General features: G+C 43.7%; 11 protein-coding genes. 9 read left to right on the plus strand and 2 right to left on the minus strand.

The annotated features are described in order from the left end of the window. Positions 1-3 precede the first annotated feature (3 nt). From DQQ10_RS20155 to nadB, 9 genes are all read left to right on the plus strand, one after another. A complete protein-coding gene (locus DQQ10_RS20155) occupies positions 4-3,489 on the plus strand; it encodes a SusC/RagA family TonB-linked outer membrane protein (protein WP_112748731.1) in 3,486 nt (1,161 codons plus the stop codon). A gap of 10 nt (positions 3,490-3,499) precedes the next feature. Then, positions 3,500-5,107: a RagB/SusD family nutrient uptake outer membrane protein gene (locus tag DQQ10_RS20160; protein WP_165824026.1), complete on the plus strand. Its 1,608-nt coding sequence runs from the start codon at positions 3,500-3,502 to the stop codon at positions 5,105-5,107. Positions 5,108-5,137: 30 nt separating this feature from the next. Then, positions 5,138-6,295 (plus strand): SusE domain-containing protein, encoded by a 1,158-nt coding sequence (locus DQQ10_RS20165; protein WP_112748733.1) that lies wholly within the window; start codon positions 5,138-5,140, stop codon positions 6,293-6,295. 24 nt (positions 6,296-6,319) lie between these two features. Next, the gene (locus DQQ10_RS20170) at positions 6,320-7,477 is read left to right on the plus strand and encodes a glycoside hydrolase family 76 protein (RefSeq protein ID WP_112748734.1); all 1,158 of its coding nucleotides are present in this window, start codon (positions 6,320-6,322) and stop codon (positions 7,475-7,477) included. Beyond that, the gene (locus DQQ10_RS20175) at positions 7,478-8,899 is read left to right on the plus strand and encodes a glycoside hydrolase family 125 protein (RefSeq protein ID WP_112748735.1); all 1,422 of its coding nucleotides are present in this window, start codon (positions 7,478-7,480) and stop codon (positions 8,897-8,899) included. It begins immediately after the preceding gene. A gap of 183 nt (positions 8,900-9,082) precedes the next feature. Continuing rightward, complete coding sequence (locus DQQ10_RS28130; RefSeq protein ID WP_221409759.1) at positions 9,083-9,481, plus strand: hypothetical protein; 399 nt, start codon at positions 9,083-9,085, stop codon at positions 9,479-9,481. Then, complete coding sequence (locus DQQ10_RS28135; protein ID WP_221409760.1) at positions 9,378-10,463, plus strand: glycoside hydrolase family 76 protein; 1,086 nt, start codon at positions 9,378-9,380, stop codon at positions 10,461-10,463. Before DQQ10_RS28130 ends, DQQ10_RS28135 begins: the two co-directional genes overlap by 104 nt. Positions 10,464-10,665: 202 nt before the next feature. Continuing rightward, positions 10,666-11,676 (plus strand): quinolinate synthase NadA, encoded by a 1,011-nt coding sequence (gene nadA / locus DQQ10_RS20185; protein ID WP_112748736.1) that lies wholly within the window; start codon positions 10,666-10,668, stop codon positions 11,674-11,676. Between the two features lie 3 nt (positions 11,677-11,679). After that, positions 11,680-13,248, plus strand: a complete 1,569-nt coding sequence (nadB, locus tag DQQ10_RS20190) for an L-aspartate oxidase (RefSeq protein WP_112748737.1) — start codon at positions 11,680-11,682, stop codon at positions 13,246-13,248. 26 nt (positions 13,249-13,274) lie between these two features. On the opposite strand, the gene DQQ10_RS20195 is transcribed toward nadB, so the two are convergent. Both DQQ10_RS20195 and DQQ10_RS20200 read right to left on the minus strand, forming a co-directional pair. Continuing rightward, complete coding sequence (locus tag DQQ10_RS20195) at positions 13,275-15,101, minus strand: sensor histidine kinase (protein WP_112748738.1); 1,827 nt, start codon at positions 15,099-15,101, stop codon at positions 13,275-13,277. Between the two features lie 219 nt (positions 15,102-15,320). Then, positions 15,321-16,154, minus strand: a complete 834-nt coding sequence (locus tag DQQ10_RS20200) for an acyl-CoA thioester hydrolase/BAAT C-terminal domain-containing protein (protein WP_112748739.1) — start codon at positions 16,152-16,154, stop codon at positions 15,321-15,323. Positions 16,155-16,209 lie beyond the last annotated feature (55 nt).

Genomic DNA, 16,209 nt, shown 5'->3' on the forward strand with positions numbered 1-16,209 from the left:
CCTATGAAATTATTACTACCTCATAAACTAACCAGCTTGTTCGTGATGGCGATATGTTGTTGCTATCCGATGCATGCGCAGGTTACGGCATCGCTGACGACGCAAGTCGCCCCGCCGGCCTCGCAAAAAACGTTGAAGGATTTTCTCGCATCGTTGGAGAAAACTTTTAAAGTGTATTTCACTTTTGAAAGCGCCATCGTTCGTGATAAGAAAGTAAGCAATGAACTAATGGTTTCTAACAACCTTGAAGAAACTTTGGAACGCGCGCTTACACCGTTGAATCTAAAATTTGAGAAAGTATCGGATAAGTATTATTCTATTTTCAACGTGAATGGCAAACAGACGTTCACTGCCGAGGAGAGTGGCGACTTAGTTCAGACCACAACAGCTGATCTAACGGCAGCGATTGAAGGAGGGGCGCTGTCGTCGTCCGCCGTCATTCGCGTATCGGGAACAATAACGGATGAGAATGGCTCACCGATGCCAGGTGTAAATATTGTTGAGAAGAGTACGACGAATGGTGTTGTTACAGACACCGACGGAAAATTCGCACTTGATGTTCGTAATCAAGAATCTATTTTGGTGATAAGTTTCGTCGGGTATTTGCCCGTGGAGGAGACGGTCGGTACGCGTACGGAATTGAGTGTTCAACTGACGCCAGATATTGCCACGCTTTCTGAAGTGGTTGTAGTAGCATACGGAACGCAGAATAAGAAAGATCTGACCGCGTCAGTAAGCACAATCAAGCCTGATCAAATTCAGAATCGTCCCGTTACAAACATCTATCAAGCACTACAAGGCCTTGCACCAAATTTGACAATCCAGCAAAACAATGCAGAGCCCGGCAGTGTGCAGACATTAAATATTCGGGGTGTAGGAAGTTTTACATCGAACACACCGCTGATCATGATCGATGGTATTTCTGTGTCGGAAGTTGGATTGAATAACCTGAATCCAAACGACATTGAGAATATCTCGATCTTAAAGGATGCGGCGTCATCAGCAATCTATGGTTCACAAGCTGCAAACGGTGTGATTTACATTACGACCAAACGCGGGAATAAATCGGATCAAGTGTCGGTGCAGTACTCTGGGTTATTTGGACTTCAGTCGCCTACAACGTCACCTCAGGCTGTTGAAGCTTGGGAGTTTATGACTTTAAAAAACGAAGCACTCGTAAATTCAGGAGCTTCACCACAGTTTAGGCCGGAAGAGATTCGTGCTGCGCGAGAGAATGGATCGGAGCCTTGGGCATATGATGAAATGGTAAACAACACGGTGCCGCAATTAAATCAAAACATTAGCGTCACTGGAGGTACTAAAAATACGAGCTACTTGCTTTCGGCAGGGTATCTCAATCAGCAGAGTATGTTTAACAACGACTACGTGTCGAAGGCAAATCGTTTTTACTACAAGCGATATAATTTAAGAAGTAATATTTCGGTACAAATCAACAAGTTCGTTAAGGCAGATTTAAATCTGGCCTATACAAATGGCGTTACGCGTAAGCATCCGTTCTCAACAGGTATTCTGATTCGTGATGCGATGCGTACACCGAGAATATATCAGATTAAAGACGACAATGGAAATTTTGTAGTACCAGGTCAAACGAGCAATAGCGTTTTTGCTTCTTTATCGCAGGGTGGTTACAAAATGTTAAGGTCGAATGATTTGTTGGGTGGACTCAACGTCGTAGTTACGCCAGTGGAGAATCTGGTCGTTAACGTTAATACTTCTGGAAATTTCTCAATCTATAATGAGGAGACTCAAATCAAGAAGTTTGAATATGCGCCAGAGTATCGCGCCTCGTCAGCGCCACCGTTAAATAATGAACAAGCCAAGTCGAATTGGAACGACCTTACGCGTGTATTCTTTTCTACCATTGAATACAGTAAGACTATAGGCAATCACTTCGGTAAAATTCTTTTTGGTTATCGTAATGATTTCGAAGGGAAAGGTTCATTCGTAGGCGCACGTCGATTTAATGGTAATGTGCTCGACGATGATTACATGAGTGGAGGGGACTTCAGATATCTGAATGGTGAAGTTGATCTTGGTGTTGACGCATACAATGGAATGAGTAATCCGAGGCGAAAAGTCGTTAACTCGGTATTCGGTCGTTTGAATTATACTTATGCAGACAAGTATTTGGCGGAGTTCACTTGGCGCTACGATGGAGCCTCTGTGCTCGCTCCACACAATCGCTGGTTCTTCTTCCCGGCATTTTCTCTGGGCTGGAGAGCAACCGATGAAACATTCCTCGAATCTGTCAAGAATAATTTTGGAGATATCAAGTTCCGCTACTCATGGGGCCAAGTTGGTAATTCAAATATCGGTGGGTTCGAGTACATATCACTCGTGCGTTTTACACCTGGCCAATACAGCTTCAATAACACGGGTATGCAAGGTGCGACCTTTACGCCGATCAATCCTGATTTGGATTGGGAGCGATCAACGATGTCGAACTACGGTGTTGATGTCGATCTCATCGGCGGAAAGTTGACGGCGTCATTCGACTTCTTTAACAAGATTACCAAGGGAATTTATTTTAGACCGTCGGTACCTGGCACGTTAGGGCAAAGTTCACCGCTGCAAAACTATGCCGAGGTTCAAAATATTGGATGGGAGGCCGTGGTTAGTTATCGCGCGACAACGGGAGAAATTCAGCACACGATCAGTGCGAACATGTCGGATAACATGAACAAGATTTTGAAAATGGGCGAAGCACAAATACAGGGAGCTGATTTCAGTTTCATCAATAAAGAAGGTCATCCCATTTCAGCTTATTATTTATTGAAGTCAGATGGACTGTATCAGAATATGGATGACATAGAGAATGCCCCTGAGGTGCCATTCGCTGGCAACTTACAGGTGAAGCCTGGCGATATCCGCTATGTTGATAAAAATAGTGATGGTAAAATCGATGAGACCAATGATCGTTATATTTTAGATACACCCTTCCCCCGATTTACGTTTGGCGTCATGTACAATGCAACATGGAAGAACTTTGATTTCCAAATGTTTTGGCAAGGCGTTGGACAGCGTGCGCAATATTTGCGAGGCGATATAGTTGAAGCATTTCATAATAACGAGGAGCATCTTTATATAACACATAAAGATCGTTGGACGCCAACTAATCCTGATGCCAGCTATCCGCGCCTCACAACGAGTACAACAGAAGCAAAGAATAATACAGCCTATTCTGACTATTGGTTGTACGATACGAAGTATGCGCGCCTTAAAAATTTACAGATCGGTTACACGCTTCCGGCATCACTTTCAAATAGGTTTGGAATGCAGAGCTTCAGGGTTTATTTCTCTGGTCAAAACCTGCTAACGATTGCACCTGAACGCTTTAGAAAATTGGGAATGGATCCTGAGTTTACACAGTTTGACAACAAACTTAGTTTTTCAAATTATGATCCTGTCGCAGGAAGAAATTATCCGAATGCGAAAGTTTTATCAGTGGGTGTCGATATCAAATTTTAATGAGAAGATCATGACGATAAGAAAGATTTCAATATTGCTGCTGGTGATCGGAACACTTACCGCGTGTGAAGATGTCGATCAGCCTTTGACAAACGATTATCCTGAGACAGCTTTCTGGAAAACACAGGATGAGGCCTTGGCGGCATTAACGGCCTGCTATGAGAATATGTATCGCTCCGATTATTTTTTCGGTAATGAGGCCCTTAGTGATAACGCTTATAACAAAGGCAATGGTTTCGGAAACGTATCACAAATATCGAATGGTGGCTATGATGGCCGAACAGGACGTGTTGCTGAAGAATGGAGCTATCATTATTGGGGCATCAACAAGTGTAATTTAGTATTAGAGAATGCGGATCGCGCTGTAACCGATGCTAATCTGCTGGCACGCATCAAGGCCGAAGCTCGTTTCATCAGAGCATTTCATCATTTTCAGCTTGCAACCTGGTACGGAGATGTACCATTGGTGAACAAGGTGCTAACATTGGCCGAGGCAAAGGTGATCACGCGAACGCCGCGCGCGCAGGTAATACAAAGCGTACTGGAAGAACTTGAAATCGCCGAGGCCGATTTGCCTGTCGTCTATAGTGACGCCACGGATCGCGGACGCATTATTAAAGCAGCTGCGATTGCTTTGCGCGCACGTGTAAATCTTTATGAGAGCAATTGGGAACAAGTTGTTCAAGACTGTGAAAAGTTGATCAATACAACGGATAATGGGGTGTTTACCCTCGTGCCGAGATATGAAAAGATTTTTACACTTGATAACGAATATAACAAAGAGATTATTTTCGATTTGCAATATGGTGCAGCAAGGACGTACGATGCCCAGCGATTCTTTTTGCCACAGTCTGTAGGGAAATTGCGTTCAAACCTAGTGCCTTCCGAATCGCTGGTATCTGACTATGTGATGATCAATGGTAAGGGCATACATGATGCAGGCTCCGATTATGACGAAGAAAATCCCTATGAGAATAGAGATCCTCGGTTTAAGAAAACGATCATTCATCATGGCTCGAAGATCTATGATCTCGATGGCAAGTTACAGGAGATTCTTACATACCCAGGTTCAACCCCATCACTCAACACAATTGAAAACCAAGTAGCATCGCCCAGCGGTTATTACTTTCGAAAGTATTACGATTCTACAGCTTCAAATTTTAATTCTGGCATTAACCTGATTTTGATTCGCTATGCTGATGTACTACTGATGTATGCAGAAGCAAAACACGAATTAGGGCAGATGAACGCTGCGATTTGGGATAAAACCATTAAGCTCCTCAGACAACGTGCTGGATTCGATGAACCTGAAGCCCTTGAATTTGACGTAACGTTATCGAGTGATGACTTAAGGACGGTGATTAGAAGAGAACGTAGAACGGAACTTGCATTTGAAGGGCTTCACATTTACGATATCCGCCGATGGAAAACGATCGAGAGTGTCTTGAATGAACCTGTGAAAGGGATCAGGATTACCACCAACCAATTTCCAAAAGACGAAAATGGTAATATCCTTGTCGATAGGCGCGTTTTCTTACCGCGGCACTATTTCTGGCCGATCCCTCAATACGAGATCGATCAGAATAAAAATCTTCTTCCCAATAATCCTGGATGGTAAATATTATTTCACTCGAAAAATAACATTGATATGAATACCCAAAAATATTTGACATGGCTTTTCATGTTTGTCGCTTTACTCGGAATCCAAGCGTGCGACGATGAAAAATCACTCAACTTAAACGTAACGGAAGTAAAGAACCTCTACTCCCCCGACGATAATCTTTCTATTGCTTTAAAACCTGAGCTCGAGCTGACGCAAGAGTTTGAGTGGGACAAAGCTTACGCTGAAGATGGTTCGCTCGTGCTGTATGAGGTGGCCTTTGATCAAGTGGATGGTGATTTTTCTGATCCGATCTTCAAAGTTGTATCGGACGGGAATGGACAGCAGACCAAGGTTAGTATATCGCATGGAGACTTGAATCGAATGGCAAAAATGGGCGGCGCTGAGTCGTTTGTTCCAAAGAAATTTAAATGGACTGTTTTTTCTACGAAGGGTGATAACATGGTGAAGGCTGCAATGGATCGTACCATCGAGTTGGAACGACCTTTTGGTTTCGAAGCAATTCCAGGTGTAGTGTATATCACGGGGTCGGCAACGGAAGGTGGAACTGATTTAGCAGCCGCGAAAACAATGAGACCACTTGCAGCCGGCGTGTTCGAAATCTATACGAAGCTCAAAGCAGGTACTTATAAATTTGTGGATGCAAAAACAGGAACACCGAATTCTTTCTTTATCACCAATAGTAACGGTGCTAAGGTTGTTGGTGAAGACGGAGAAAATACGTTTGAAGGTGACGAGAAAATCCATCGCATTAAACTTGATTTTAATACTGGCGCGGTCAATGTAGTCGAAGTTAAATATGTAGGATTTTGGTACTGCTGGGAAAATAAAATCATGTGGGAACTCGGTTATGCAGGAGATGGCGAATGGCGCGTAGATGATGTTACCGTAAACCTTACTGCTGTGCCTTGGGGACTTGAGGAACGTCATAAATACAAGATGATCATCAACGATGGTGAAGGAGATTTAGAAGAATGGTGGGGCTACAAAGACAATGATAGTCCGAGTCAAGATGGTAAATACGGAACAGCGCCAGCGGAATATTTCCATTCCTATAAGGTTAGTGGTGATCAATGGGCTAATGCTTGGAAGTTGGATCGGAATGCTATTCAGGGTAAACAGGTTGATTTTATCCTGAGCTTCAACGGCGCAACACCTTATCACATGAACTACGTGATCAAATAGAATTAACTGACTGATTAGAAGATCATGAAACTAAAAATAAGTAGTACGATATTTCTCGGCACGCTGATTTGCCTGTCGTGTCTTCAATATGACGAAGACAAGCCACAGCCTGCAGTAGAAGAACCTGAGTACGTGTTCGAGTGGGATGCTATTGCAGACAGTGCAACAAGCATGGGGCTGAATCAAAACTTTTGGCATGGCGAGAAATTTTACAGCAATGCGAGCCCAAGCGATGGTAACTTCAATTACTGGCCACAGGCACATGCATTAGATGTTTTGATAGACGCATACATTCGAACCAATGATGCAAACTATAAGACATATATGGACGACTGGTTTGTAGGTGTGAAGATCAAGAACGGAAATCGATTCACAAATCATTTCTATGATGACATGGAGTGGAATGCGTTGGCCATGCTACGGGCATACAAAGCCACTAAAGATGACAAGTGGTTGGACGAAACACTCATTGTTTGGGAAGATATCAAAACAGGTTGGAACGAAACGATGGACGGCGGCATTGCTTGGAAGAAAGATCAGTTGTACTATAAGAATACGCCGGCAAATGCGCCAGCTTGTATTTTAGCCGCACGACTTTACCGCGAAAGAGGTTTACAAGATGATCTTGACTGGGCGAAAAAGATTTACGCTTGGCAAAAAAGTAAATTGGTTGAACCTGCAACAGGTCTGGTGTACGACGGGATGAACAGCAATGGAGATGGTCAAGTACAAAAAGATCCAGGATGGAGGTTTGCTTATAATCAAGGTACTTTTATTGGTGCCGGCTTGGAATTGTATGCAATAACAAAACAATCTGTGTATCTCCAAGATGCCATCAAGACAGCCAACAACATGATTGCTGATGTCGTGATGTCACCGGGAGGAATTATGCGACCAGGAGATAATGGCGATGGAGGTCTTTTCAACGGCATTGGTGTACGCTACTTGTGTCTGTTGTTGCAAAACAGTGGCGTGGGTTCGTCTGCGCGAGAGAAATATGTTAATTACCTGCGAAACAATGCCGAAACACTTTGGCTAAAAGGCACGGACCACGGTAAAGTGATTTTTAATTCCAACTGGACTACATTGCCAGGCGCTACAGGCTACCTCAATCCACAACTTAGCGGTTGTATGTTGATGGAAGCTATGGCAGTTTTGGAAAGTAAAAACTATCTTGACTAAATGAATCGTAACGAATTTTTAAAACAAGCAGGAGTGATTAGCACCGGGTTGCTGTTCACAAACATCCAGGCCTTCGGATTTGGCGACAACTATGTATCGCAAAGACCAGCGGTGGGCTCAAGAAATTTTTCAAGTCCTGCGGTTGAAAAGGCAATTGTGGAGTTTAAGAGCAAAGTGAAAGATCAGGAGCTTGGCTGGCTTTTTGAAAACTGTTTCCCGAATACATTAGATACAACGGTATTCGTAAAAGCGAAAGGTGCCAAACCGGATACGTATGTGATCACCGGCGACATCGATGCCATGTGGCTTCGTGACAGTACCGCTCAGATGTGGCCGTATTTGCCGATGATGAAATCTGATGCAGGGTTACAAAACTTAATTGCTGGGATGATCAACCGTCAAACAAAATGCATTCTCAAAGATCCTTATGCAAATGCGTTTTACGACGACGAATCTAAGCAAGGCGAATGGAAAAATGATGTCACTGACATGAAGCCTGGTATACATGAGCGTAAGTGGGAGATCGACTCGTTATGTTATCCCATTCGTTTGGCGTATCACTATTGGAAAGAGACGAATGATCGCACACCTTTCGATGGCGAATGGAAGAAAGCAATAGAGACAACACTCCGTGTATTCAAGGAGCAACAACGCAAGGACGGCCAAGGTCCTTATACATTCCAACGTAACACGGCTTGGGCAACGGATGGGGTACCGCTCGGAGGTTATGGTTATCCTGTGAAGCCAGTGGGATTGATTTGCTCGATGTTCCGCCCGAGTGACGACGCAACAATTTACCCTTTCCTTATTCCTGCGAACTTTTTTGCAGTTGTTAGTTTAAAACAAGCCAGCGAAATGGTGAAGGCTATTTCGAATGATTCATCACTCTCAACTTCTCTTGCTGCACTTGCACAAGAAGTAGAAGCGGCCCTTAAAGCGCATGCGATCATCGATCATCCTACCTATGGAAAGGTCTATGCGTACGAAGTAAATGGTTTCGGAAGCTTTAACTTAATGGATGACGCGAATGTGCCAAGCTTATTGGCGTTGCCGTATCTGAGTGCTGTAAAAGTTGACGATCCGATTTACCAGAACACGAGAAAGTATTTGTTGTCAGAAAACAATCCATTCTTCTTCAAAGGCAAAGCAGGTGAAGGTATTGGCGGTCCTCACGTAGGTATCGATATGATTTGGCCATTGAGCATTATTATACGCGGATTGACCAGTACGAATGAGCAGGAGATCAAGCAGTGCGTTCAAATGTTGAAACGTACACATGGCGGCACAGGCTTTATGCATGAAGCCTTTCATAAAGATGACGATAAGAAGTATACACGCAAGTGGTTTGCGTGGGCAAATACCATATTTGGGGAGTTCCTATGGCATACCTTTAAGACGAACCCTTCGTTGTTGGTAGCGTAAGAAATTGTTCTGGGTTTATTTGGTAATTGGTTTAGGGGCTTTCGAGTCCCTTCACCAACCTCCCTGTCTAAAAAATACTTAGCCCTTATTTACTGGCTACGAAAGTAGATTTCGTTGACGTTGCTCAATAGCAGCATCATGAAATTGCTATGTTCTTTTTTTACTACACCAACCTAATAAACTATGAAAACAAAATTGACTTCTGTCCTTTTGTGCATCTTACTGATGATGACACATCGCGACGTGTTCGCACAATTCACACGCGACGAAGCGAAAGTGGCGATGCAGTGTTTTAACAATGAGTTCTACAATCAATATGGAACCTATGGCAATTCGTTTAAGGCGATGTATTACGCGAATACGAATAGACACTCTCGGCAAGATTTCTGGCGCGAAATCGAAGCCATAGAAACATTGATCGACGCTTATCAGACGAATAACGATGCCGATTTCAAAAATAAGATTCGCTACCTGTATCATGGGCATTCGCGATGGTTATGGAACCACATGGCCCAACAACATTTACAACGACGACATCATTTGGGGAGCATTGATGGCCATTCGTTCATTTGCAATTTTTAATGACGGTGCGATGAAAGACATGGCGATCAATAATTTTAATCTGGTGTGGAACAGAGGATGGGACACGGCACTTGGTGGTGGCATATGGTGGACAACGGATAAAACCTCGAAGAATGCTTGTGTCAATGCGCCGGCAGCAATTTGTGCCATGCTGATCTACTATGCTACAGGCGATACATCCTATCGAACAAAAGCGAGGATGATCATGAACTGGATGAAGTCACGTCTTTACGATGCGAATACAGGTGAAGTGAAAGGTGCGATAAACGCGGCTGGTGTGATTACAGAAGGCTCACGAACCTATACCCAAGGATGTTTTATAGGCGCGGCAAGTGAATTACAGAAGTATTTTGCGAGTGAAAATTGGATCGCGCTGGCAGTCAAGGCAACGGACTACGCAAAGAACGTGATGTCAAATGCGCAGGGACTTCTTCCTGATGAGTATTGTGGTAGTGATGATTGTCCGGGATTCAAGAGTATTTTTGCGCGGTGGGTTTGCAAATTTGTGAAGGATCAAAATCGTGTTTCATCTTATGGTGCTTGGCTAGATTACAATGCGAAAGAAGCCTGGCGTTATCGAAATTCTAAAGGATTGATGTGGGCGCAGTGGTGGCGAAGAACGCCAGACGGATTTCTGACCTCATGGGAGACAGCAAGTGGTGTGTCGATGATGAATTGTGTGTTTCTTTATCGCACGGGTAACACCGTGTCGCGTGAGGCAACGGAGGAGCTAAGCGCAGACAACGAGCGTATAAATGTATTCAGTGTTTTTCCAACGCGTACAAGTTCCTTGCTCACGATCGAAACGTCGCCATCTTTTCAGCGTGGTCCTTTTCAGATCACGGCGGCAGATGGCACACCAGTCCGTACAATTAAGGATCATCATAATCCCATCGATATATCAAATCTTGCCAATGGGCTCTACTTCATCAGCATTCAACAGGGTGGTGGGAAAGTGGTGAAGAAGTTCATTAAAGAATAGCGCGCGATAGGAAAGGAAAGTGCAATGATCGTTGATGATTGCCGCCGGAAAGTTCCCGTTGAGCTCAACATTCTTGCACTTTTCTATCCCTTTTTTGAAAGGCTTGCGCGTTGCTTTCGATTTGCCGTACTTTGTGCGTTGTAGATGTTTGAAGTGGACGTAACTGCTTGACATCGAATTAACTGAATCGATATAAACGCGAATGGTACTGAACGAAATCGAAGCAAAAGCAGCCAGTAAGCTCATCCAGAAGGGCTATTTGGATATTCCTATTCCCTCAGGACTCGACGTGGTCGCTGAAATAAATCGCCTAAGAAAAGAGAAGAACGCGGTTATTCTCGCGCATTATTATCAAACGGGTGACATTCAAGACATCGCTGATTACGTCGGTGATAGTTTAGGTTTGTCGCAGCAAGCCGCGTCGACCACAGCAGATCTGATTGTTTTCGCGGGTGTCCATTTCATGGGAGAGACCGCGAAGATTCTAAACCCATCGAAGAAGGTTGTAATCCCTGATCTTAAAGCGGGATGTTCTCTCGCCGAATCGGCAGAGCCAAATGCATTCAGAGCATTTCGTGAAGCGCATCCGGATCATGTCGTTATCACCTACATAAATTGTAGCGCAGAAATTAAAGCGATGAGTGACATCATTTGTACGTCTGCAAATGCTGAAAAGATTGTCAATTCTGTTCCATTAGACAAACCAATCATTTTCGCACCAGATAAAAATCTCGGACGCTATTTGATTAAGAAAACTGGTCGCGACATGTTGTTATGGGAGGGTGCTTGCATCGTTCACGAAGCGTTCGCAATCGACAAACTTTTAGAACTCCATAAGCAACACCCGACTGCAAAAATTATCGCGCATCCTGAGTCCGAAGATCACTTGCTGAAGGTTGCGCATTACATCGGGTCGACAACAGGCATGATCAATTTTGTGAAGAACGATTCTAGCCAAGAATATATTGTTGCTACCGAGGCCGGCATTCTTCATCAGATGCTGAAGGAGGCACCTCAGAAATCATTCATCCCTGCGCCAAGTCATGAAGATAATACGTGTGCGTGTAGTGAGTGCGCCTTTATGCGCCTGAACACCATGCAGAAATTGTATTTGTGTTTACGTTACGAATCGCCGGAGATTCATGTAGACGAAGCTATTCAGCGCAAGGCACTTCTTCCTATTCAGCGCATGCTGGAGATTTCCAAAAGCTAATCTATGCCGCAAACAGACGTATTGGTGATCGGTTCAGGAATTGCCGGTCTTTCATTTGCCATTAAAATGGCGACAAGTTTTCCAGAATTAACGGTAACGATCATCACTAAGTCTGGTGATAGTGAATCCAATACGAAGTATGCTCAAGGTGGAATTGCTGTCGTCCTTGACGAGTTGAAAGATTCGTTCGACAAACACATAGCGGATACGTTGCGCGCGGGTGACGGACTATGCGATCGCGACATCGTAGAGTCGGTTATCAAGGAAGGACCACAGCGATTGGAAGAGATCATGAGCTGGGGTGTTTCGTTCGATGTAGATGACGCTGGAAATCTCGCGCTCGGAAGGGAAGGTGGTCATACAGCAGAACGCATTATCCATTACAAAGACATCACGGGGTGGCAAATAGAAAAAAGTCTTCTGCATCATGTTAGTAGATTGCCAAACATTAAGGTGTTGCCCCATCACTTTTCTCTTGATCTTATTACCGAGCACCAATTCAAGCAAAAGATCGTTAGGCCTCAACCCGGCATCACGTGTTATGGTGCTTATGTGATGGATCAACAAACCTGTAAGATCGAAAAGTTTCTTTCGAAGGTGACAGTGCTCGCGACTGGTGGCTGCGGTCAAGTTTATCGAACAACAACGAACCCGACCATAGCGACAGGCGATGGCGTGGCGATGGCTTATCGCGCCATGGCCAGTGTGAAAGAGATGGAATTTATTCAATTTCATCCGACTGCTTTTTATTCAGTAGATGATAATCCGGCGTTTCTAATCACGGAGGCAATTCGAGGATTCGGTGCTTACCTTCGTAATAAGTCAGGCGAGCGTTTTATGTTTCGATATGATGAACGCGCAGAATTGGCGTCTAGGGATATCGTTGCGCAAGCTATCGACAACGAACTGATTACCTCCGGAAATGAATGTGTATTTCTCGATTGTACACACTTAAATAAAGATGAACTGATTGCCAAATTTCCAAATATTTATGAGAAGTGCCTGGAGAAAGGAATTGACATCACAAAGCAATTAATTCCTGTAGCGCCGGCAGCGCATTATCAATGCGGCGGTATTGAAGTTGACAAAGCTGGACGGACAACGTTAAATAACTTGTATGCTTGTGGAGAGTGTGCAAGAACGGGGCTGCATGGTGCGAATAGACTTGCCTCAAACTCACTGTTAGAAGCAATTGTGTATGCTGATCGTTGTTACAAAGACATTAAGGACAGGATAGCGTCAATAGAGATGGCGACAGACATTCCGGATTGGGACGCCGTTGGGACACTCGTGCCGCGTGAGCAGATTTTGATCACACACAATCAAAAGGAACTACGCTCATTGATGAGTGACTACGTTGCTATTGTGCGTTCCAATGAACGTTTGGAACGTTCTCTAAAACGCGTCGACTTGATGTATCACGAAACGGAAAAGCTTTATGACAAGGCGGTGTTGTCACCTCAGCTTTGTGAGCTTAGAAACTTGATCACCATTGCATTTTTGATTATCAGACAGTCGATTCAACGAAAGGAAAATCGTGGCGGGTTTTATAACGTCGACTTAGTGCAGTAGGTGTTTTGCACCTTATTGAATGTCATCTACTGGGCAACGAGATGTTGCTTTATCGAAACTTCCGCTTGGCAATGATTCGGTAGATTAATCGTAAACTTTGTTCCAATCTTTTCTGTCGATTCAACCGTCACGTGTCCATTCATCCTCGTGATCGTTTCCTTAAAGATAAACAGCCCGAGACCGGATCCCTTGGATAGATCATGCGCACGGTAGAACATCTTGAATATGTTTGGGAGGTGTTCTTTGCGAATACCCAGTCCGTTGTCGGAGAATTGAATATCTGCTGCGTCTTCGTTGATATTTATAATTACCCTGATGTAAGGCGACGGCTTTTCTAGATCAGCGTATTTGATGGCATTCGAAATCAAGTTTGTAAAAAGAATAATCACACGGTTTCTGTCTGAATAGAAAGGTATTTTGTTATTAATGGTGATCATTTTACTGATACGATTGGCACCGTGTACAAAACGGTGGTCTTCGAGAATGTGATTAATGATAAATTCTAAATCGATCAGTTCGAAAACTTGGTCCATGCGCTTATTCTTGGAATAGCTTACGATTTGTGAAATAAAGTTCTCTGATCGTTGTACACTTTTTTCCATCATATCGAGGTGATCTTCTAAGTCTGGTTGTTTGTTCTCGTAACGCATGATATTGATCAAGCCGAGTAACGAGCTTAATGGCGAACGGAGATCGTGCGCTGTGCTATAGAGAAAATTGTCGAGTTCTCGATTTAGCTTTTTAAGTTCTCGGTTTTTTTGCTTGAGCAATGTCGACTTTGTCTTAATACGAAGCATTTGCGTTTTTGCTTGATTCAATAATTGGTTGAATGCTCCTGCCAAGGAAGATATTTCGATGGCTGCTTTGTTTAAGCGTAAATCTATTTCCATCGTGTTGCGAAAGAATACCGCGTCTTGAATGACACTGGAGAGCCTGGTGATTGGTTCTGATAGTTTTTTAGATATCCAATAAGCGGAGATAATGGAAAATAGTAAGGCTGCGGCGAGTAAAATAATGTAGAATATTCTGAGGTTGTGGTAGGCAAATTCTGTTCTAGAATAGGAATATGCAGAGAGTGCGTAATACTGTTCTGCGAGTTGATTCGCAAGTGTGTTGAGTTCGCTGCGTAAACCCGTTTTACTGTTCGGACCAATGGATTGTTGTAACGTGGCGAGTTCCAGGAAGAGGCTTTCATATGCATGAAGATGGTTTAAGACCTCGTCGTTATTCTTAGTTTCTGTTAGTTTGGCGAACAATAACTCCACGCGGTCTAAAAAGAAGTTCACATACAACGTGTCATTCCTGAGTAGAAAGTCTTTCTCATGTCTCCGCAGATACAACAGGTCCGCTTTATCTGTTTCTTTTATTGCTTCTTCGAGGGCATGGGCGTGGTATCGCATTGCACCTTCAACACCGTAGTCCATGAACCCCCGTTGAAACAAAAGATTCTCGATTCGGCGAAATCGGAGATCGTATGCTTTTAGGGTCGAGTCAATTTGTTGCAGACTATTCGTGAGGTCGACATTTGAAGATCGTTCCTTGTCTATGATCAATGATATCCTGCTAGTGATGCTTTTAACCAGGGTATCGTGTGTGATGAGGAACGAACTTTGGTGATTCTTAAAATAGTCGCGGTTGATTGTTTCCTGATCGAAGAAATCGTTATCTGATTTGATTAAGTTTAAAGTATGTGTTTCGAGCTGACTGATGGCGCTGTTTACGCGTGCGGCTTCGGTAATGCGTTCGATGATAAAGAGGGAAACTACGGCGAGGATTAAAATCAAGAATGTGAGGAAAAGAAAGCCGGTAACCATCCGACTACGAATCGAATTGAATTCAAAGATCTTGAACATGATCAGGGTGTGCTAAAAAACTTCGCGTAGATGCTAAAAAGTCGACGTGAAGGTAGCTGTTTGATATGTAGACTTCCGGAATGGAATATTATCTTTCTATTAAGAAAGTCGTGCAAATCGCGTACGACGAAAATATCAGCGTCGCAGGCGGTGCGACGCTGATGGGAACTAAAATGATTTGAAAATCATCATCATGATGTGACAGAGCATTAAAAAGTTCTAAGGCTTGAAGTTCTTTTCCAGGAATCCAAATATTTTATCGAAGTGTTTCAATGGTTCACTGTGGCCACCGTCGATGGCGATATGTTCGTAGGGAAATTTGAAGTCGTGATTTTTAAGCCTGTCGATCATCTTGTCGCACATTGGTGTAGTTGGCGCGATTTCGTCTTTCGTCGCTGACAGAAGTAAAATAGGTCCCTTGATTTTTTGAACGTCAATGCAAGCGCTTTGTTCAGCGACTTTATCCTCAAGCATGGCTTCAAATGCGCCTCTTAAATTACGTTGTAGTAGCGCAGGCACAGCTTTTTCATTAACAGGAACGAAAGGGAGTTGCTTCCCGTTGTAGGTCCAGCAAGAAGTTGTGAAGTGCATGGTGTGTCCTGGGAAAGTGACGTGGCTAGGAACGATCGCCACCACGCATTTGATTTCTGAATAGTAACTCGCGATCAGTAACGCGAGATCTCCGCCACGAGACCCACCCACGATGGCGATGCGTGTTCCATCGATTTGTTTGTGTCGCGTTGCAATTTTTATGCTGTTGTAAATGTCTTCTAGCGCAATTTGATCTAAAGTATCTGGGGCGCCGGGCGCGGCGAAATACCCGATCGCAAGAAAAGCATAGCCGCGCTGTATAAATTGGTCTCGCGTTTTTTTCCAGTGATCACTAGCCCATGCGTTGCCACCTTCGGAACCACCCAATCCGACAACTAATGCTTGCTTTTTACCTGCGCCAAGATAAAGTTTGCTTTCGGTGTTTTGTGTCGGCAGAACAATCTGTGCGTACAATGACGATGCATATAAAAAGCCCGCTAAAATTAAGCTAATCCGTTTCATGTGTTGCTTTGTTTTTGATGATACAAAGCAGCAAAAAGTGTTGGAGTTGATTTTT

Origin of the sequence: Pseudochryseolinea flava (assembly GCF_003286915.1) — a bacterium.
GTDB classification, from domain to species: domain Bacteria; phylum Bacteroidota; class Bacteroidia; order Cytophagales; family Cyclobacteriaceae; genus Ohtaekwangia; species Ohtaekwangia flava.

Excerpts from the sequence above, each read along its gene's own strand:
- DQQ10_RS20165 (WP_112748733.1), top strand. The coding sequence starts at position 5,138 with ATGAATACCCAAAAATATTTGACATGGCTTTTCATGTTTGTCGCTTTA.
- nadA (WP_112748736.1), top strand. The coding sequence starts at position 10,666 with ATGGTACTGAACGAAATCGAAGCAAAAGCAGCCAGTAAGCTCATCCAG.
- DQQ10_RS20160 (WP_165824026.1), top strand. The coding sequence starts at position 3,500 with ATGACGATAAGAAAGATTTCAATATTGCTGCTGGTGATCGGAACACTT.
- DQQ10_RS28135 (WP_221409760.1), top strand. The coding sequence starts at position 9,378 with ATGGGCATTCGCGATGGTTATGGAACCACATGGCCCAACAACATTTAC.
- DQQ10_RS20175 (WP_112748735.1), top strand. The coding sequence starts at position 7,478 with ATGAATCGTAACGAATTTTTAAAACAAGCAGGAGTGATTAGCACCGGG.
- nadB (WP_112748737.1), top strand. The coding sequence starts at position 11,680 with ATGCCGCAAACAGACGTATTGGTGATCGGTTCAGGAATTGCCGGTCTT.
- DQQ10_RS20170 (WP_112748734.1), top strand. The coding sequence starts at position 6,320 with ATGAAACTAAAAATAAGTAGTACGATATTTCTCGGCACGCTGATTTGC.
- DQQ10_RS20155 (WP_112748731.1), top strand. The coding sequence starts at position 4 with ATGAAATTATTACTACCTCATAAACTAACCAGCTTGTTCGTGATGGCG.
- DQQ10_RS20200 (WP_112748739.1), bottom strand. The coding sequence starts at position 16,154 with ATGAAACGGATTAGCTTAATTTTAGCGGGCTTTTTATATGCATCGTCA.
- DQQ10_RS20195 (WP_112748738.1), bottom strand. The coding sequence starts at position 15,101 with ATGTTCAAGATCTTTGAATTCAATTCGATTCGTAGTCGGATGGTTACC.
- DQQ10_RS28130 (WP_221409759.1), top strand. The coding sequence starts at position 9,083 with ATGAAAACAAAATTGACTTCTGTCCTTTTGTGCATCTTACTGATGATG.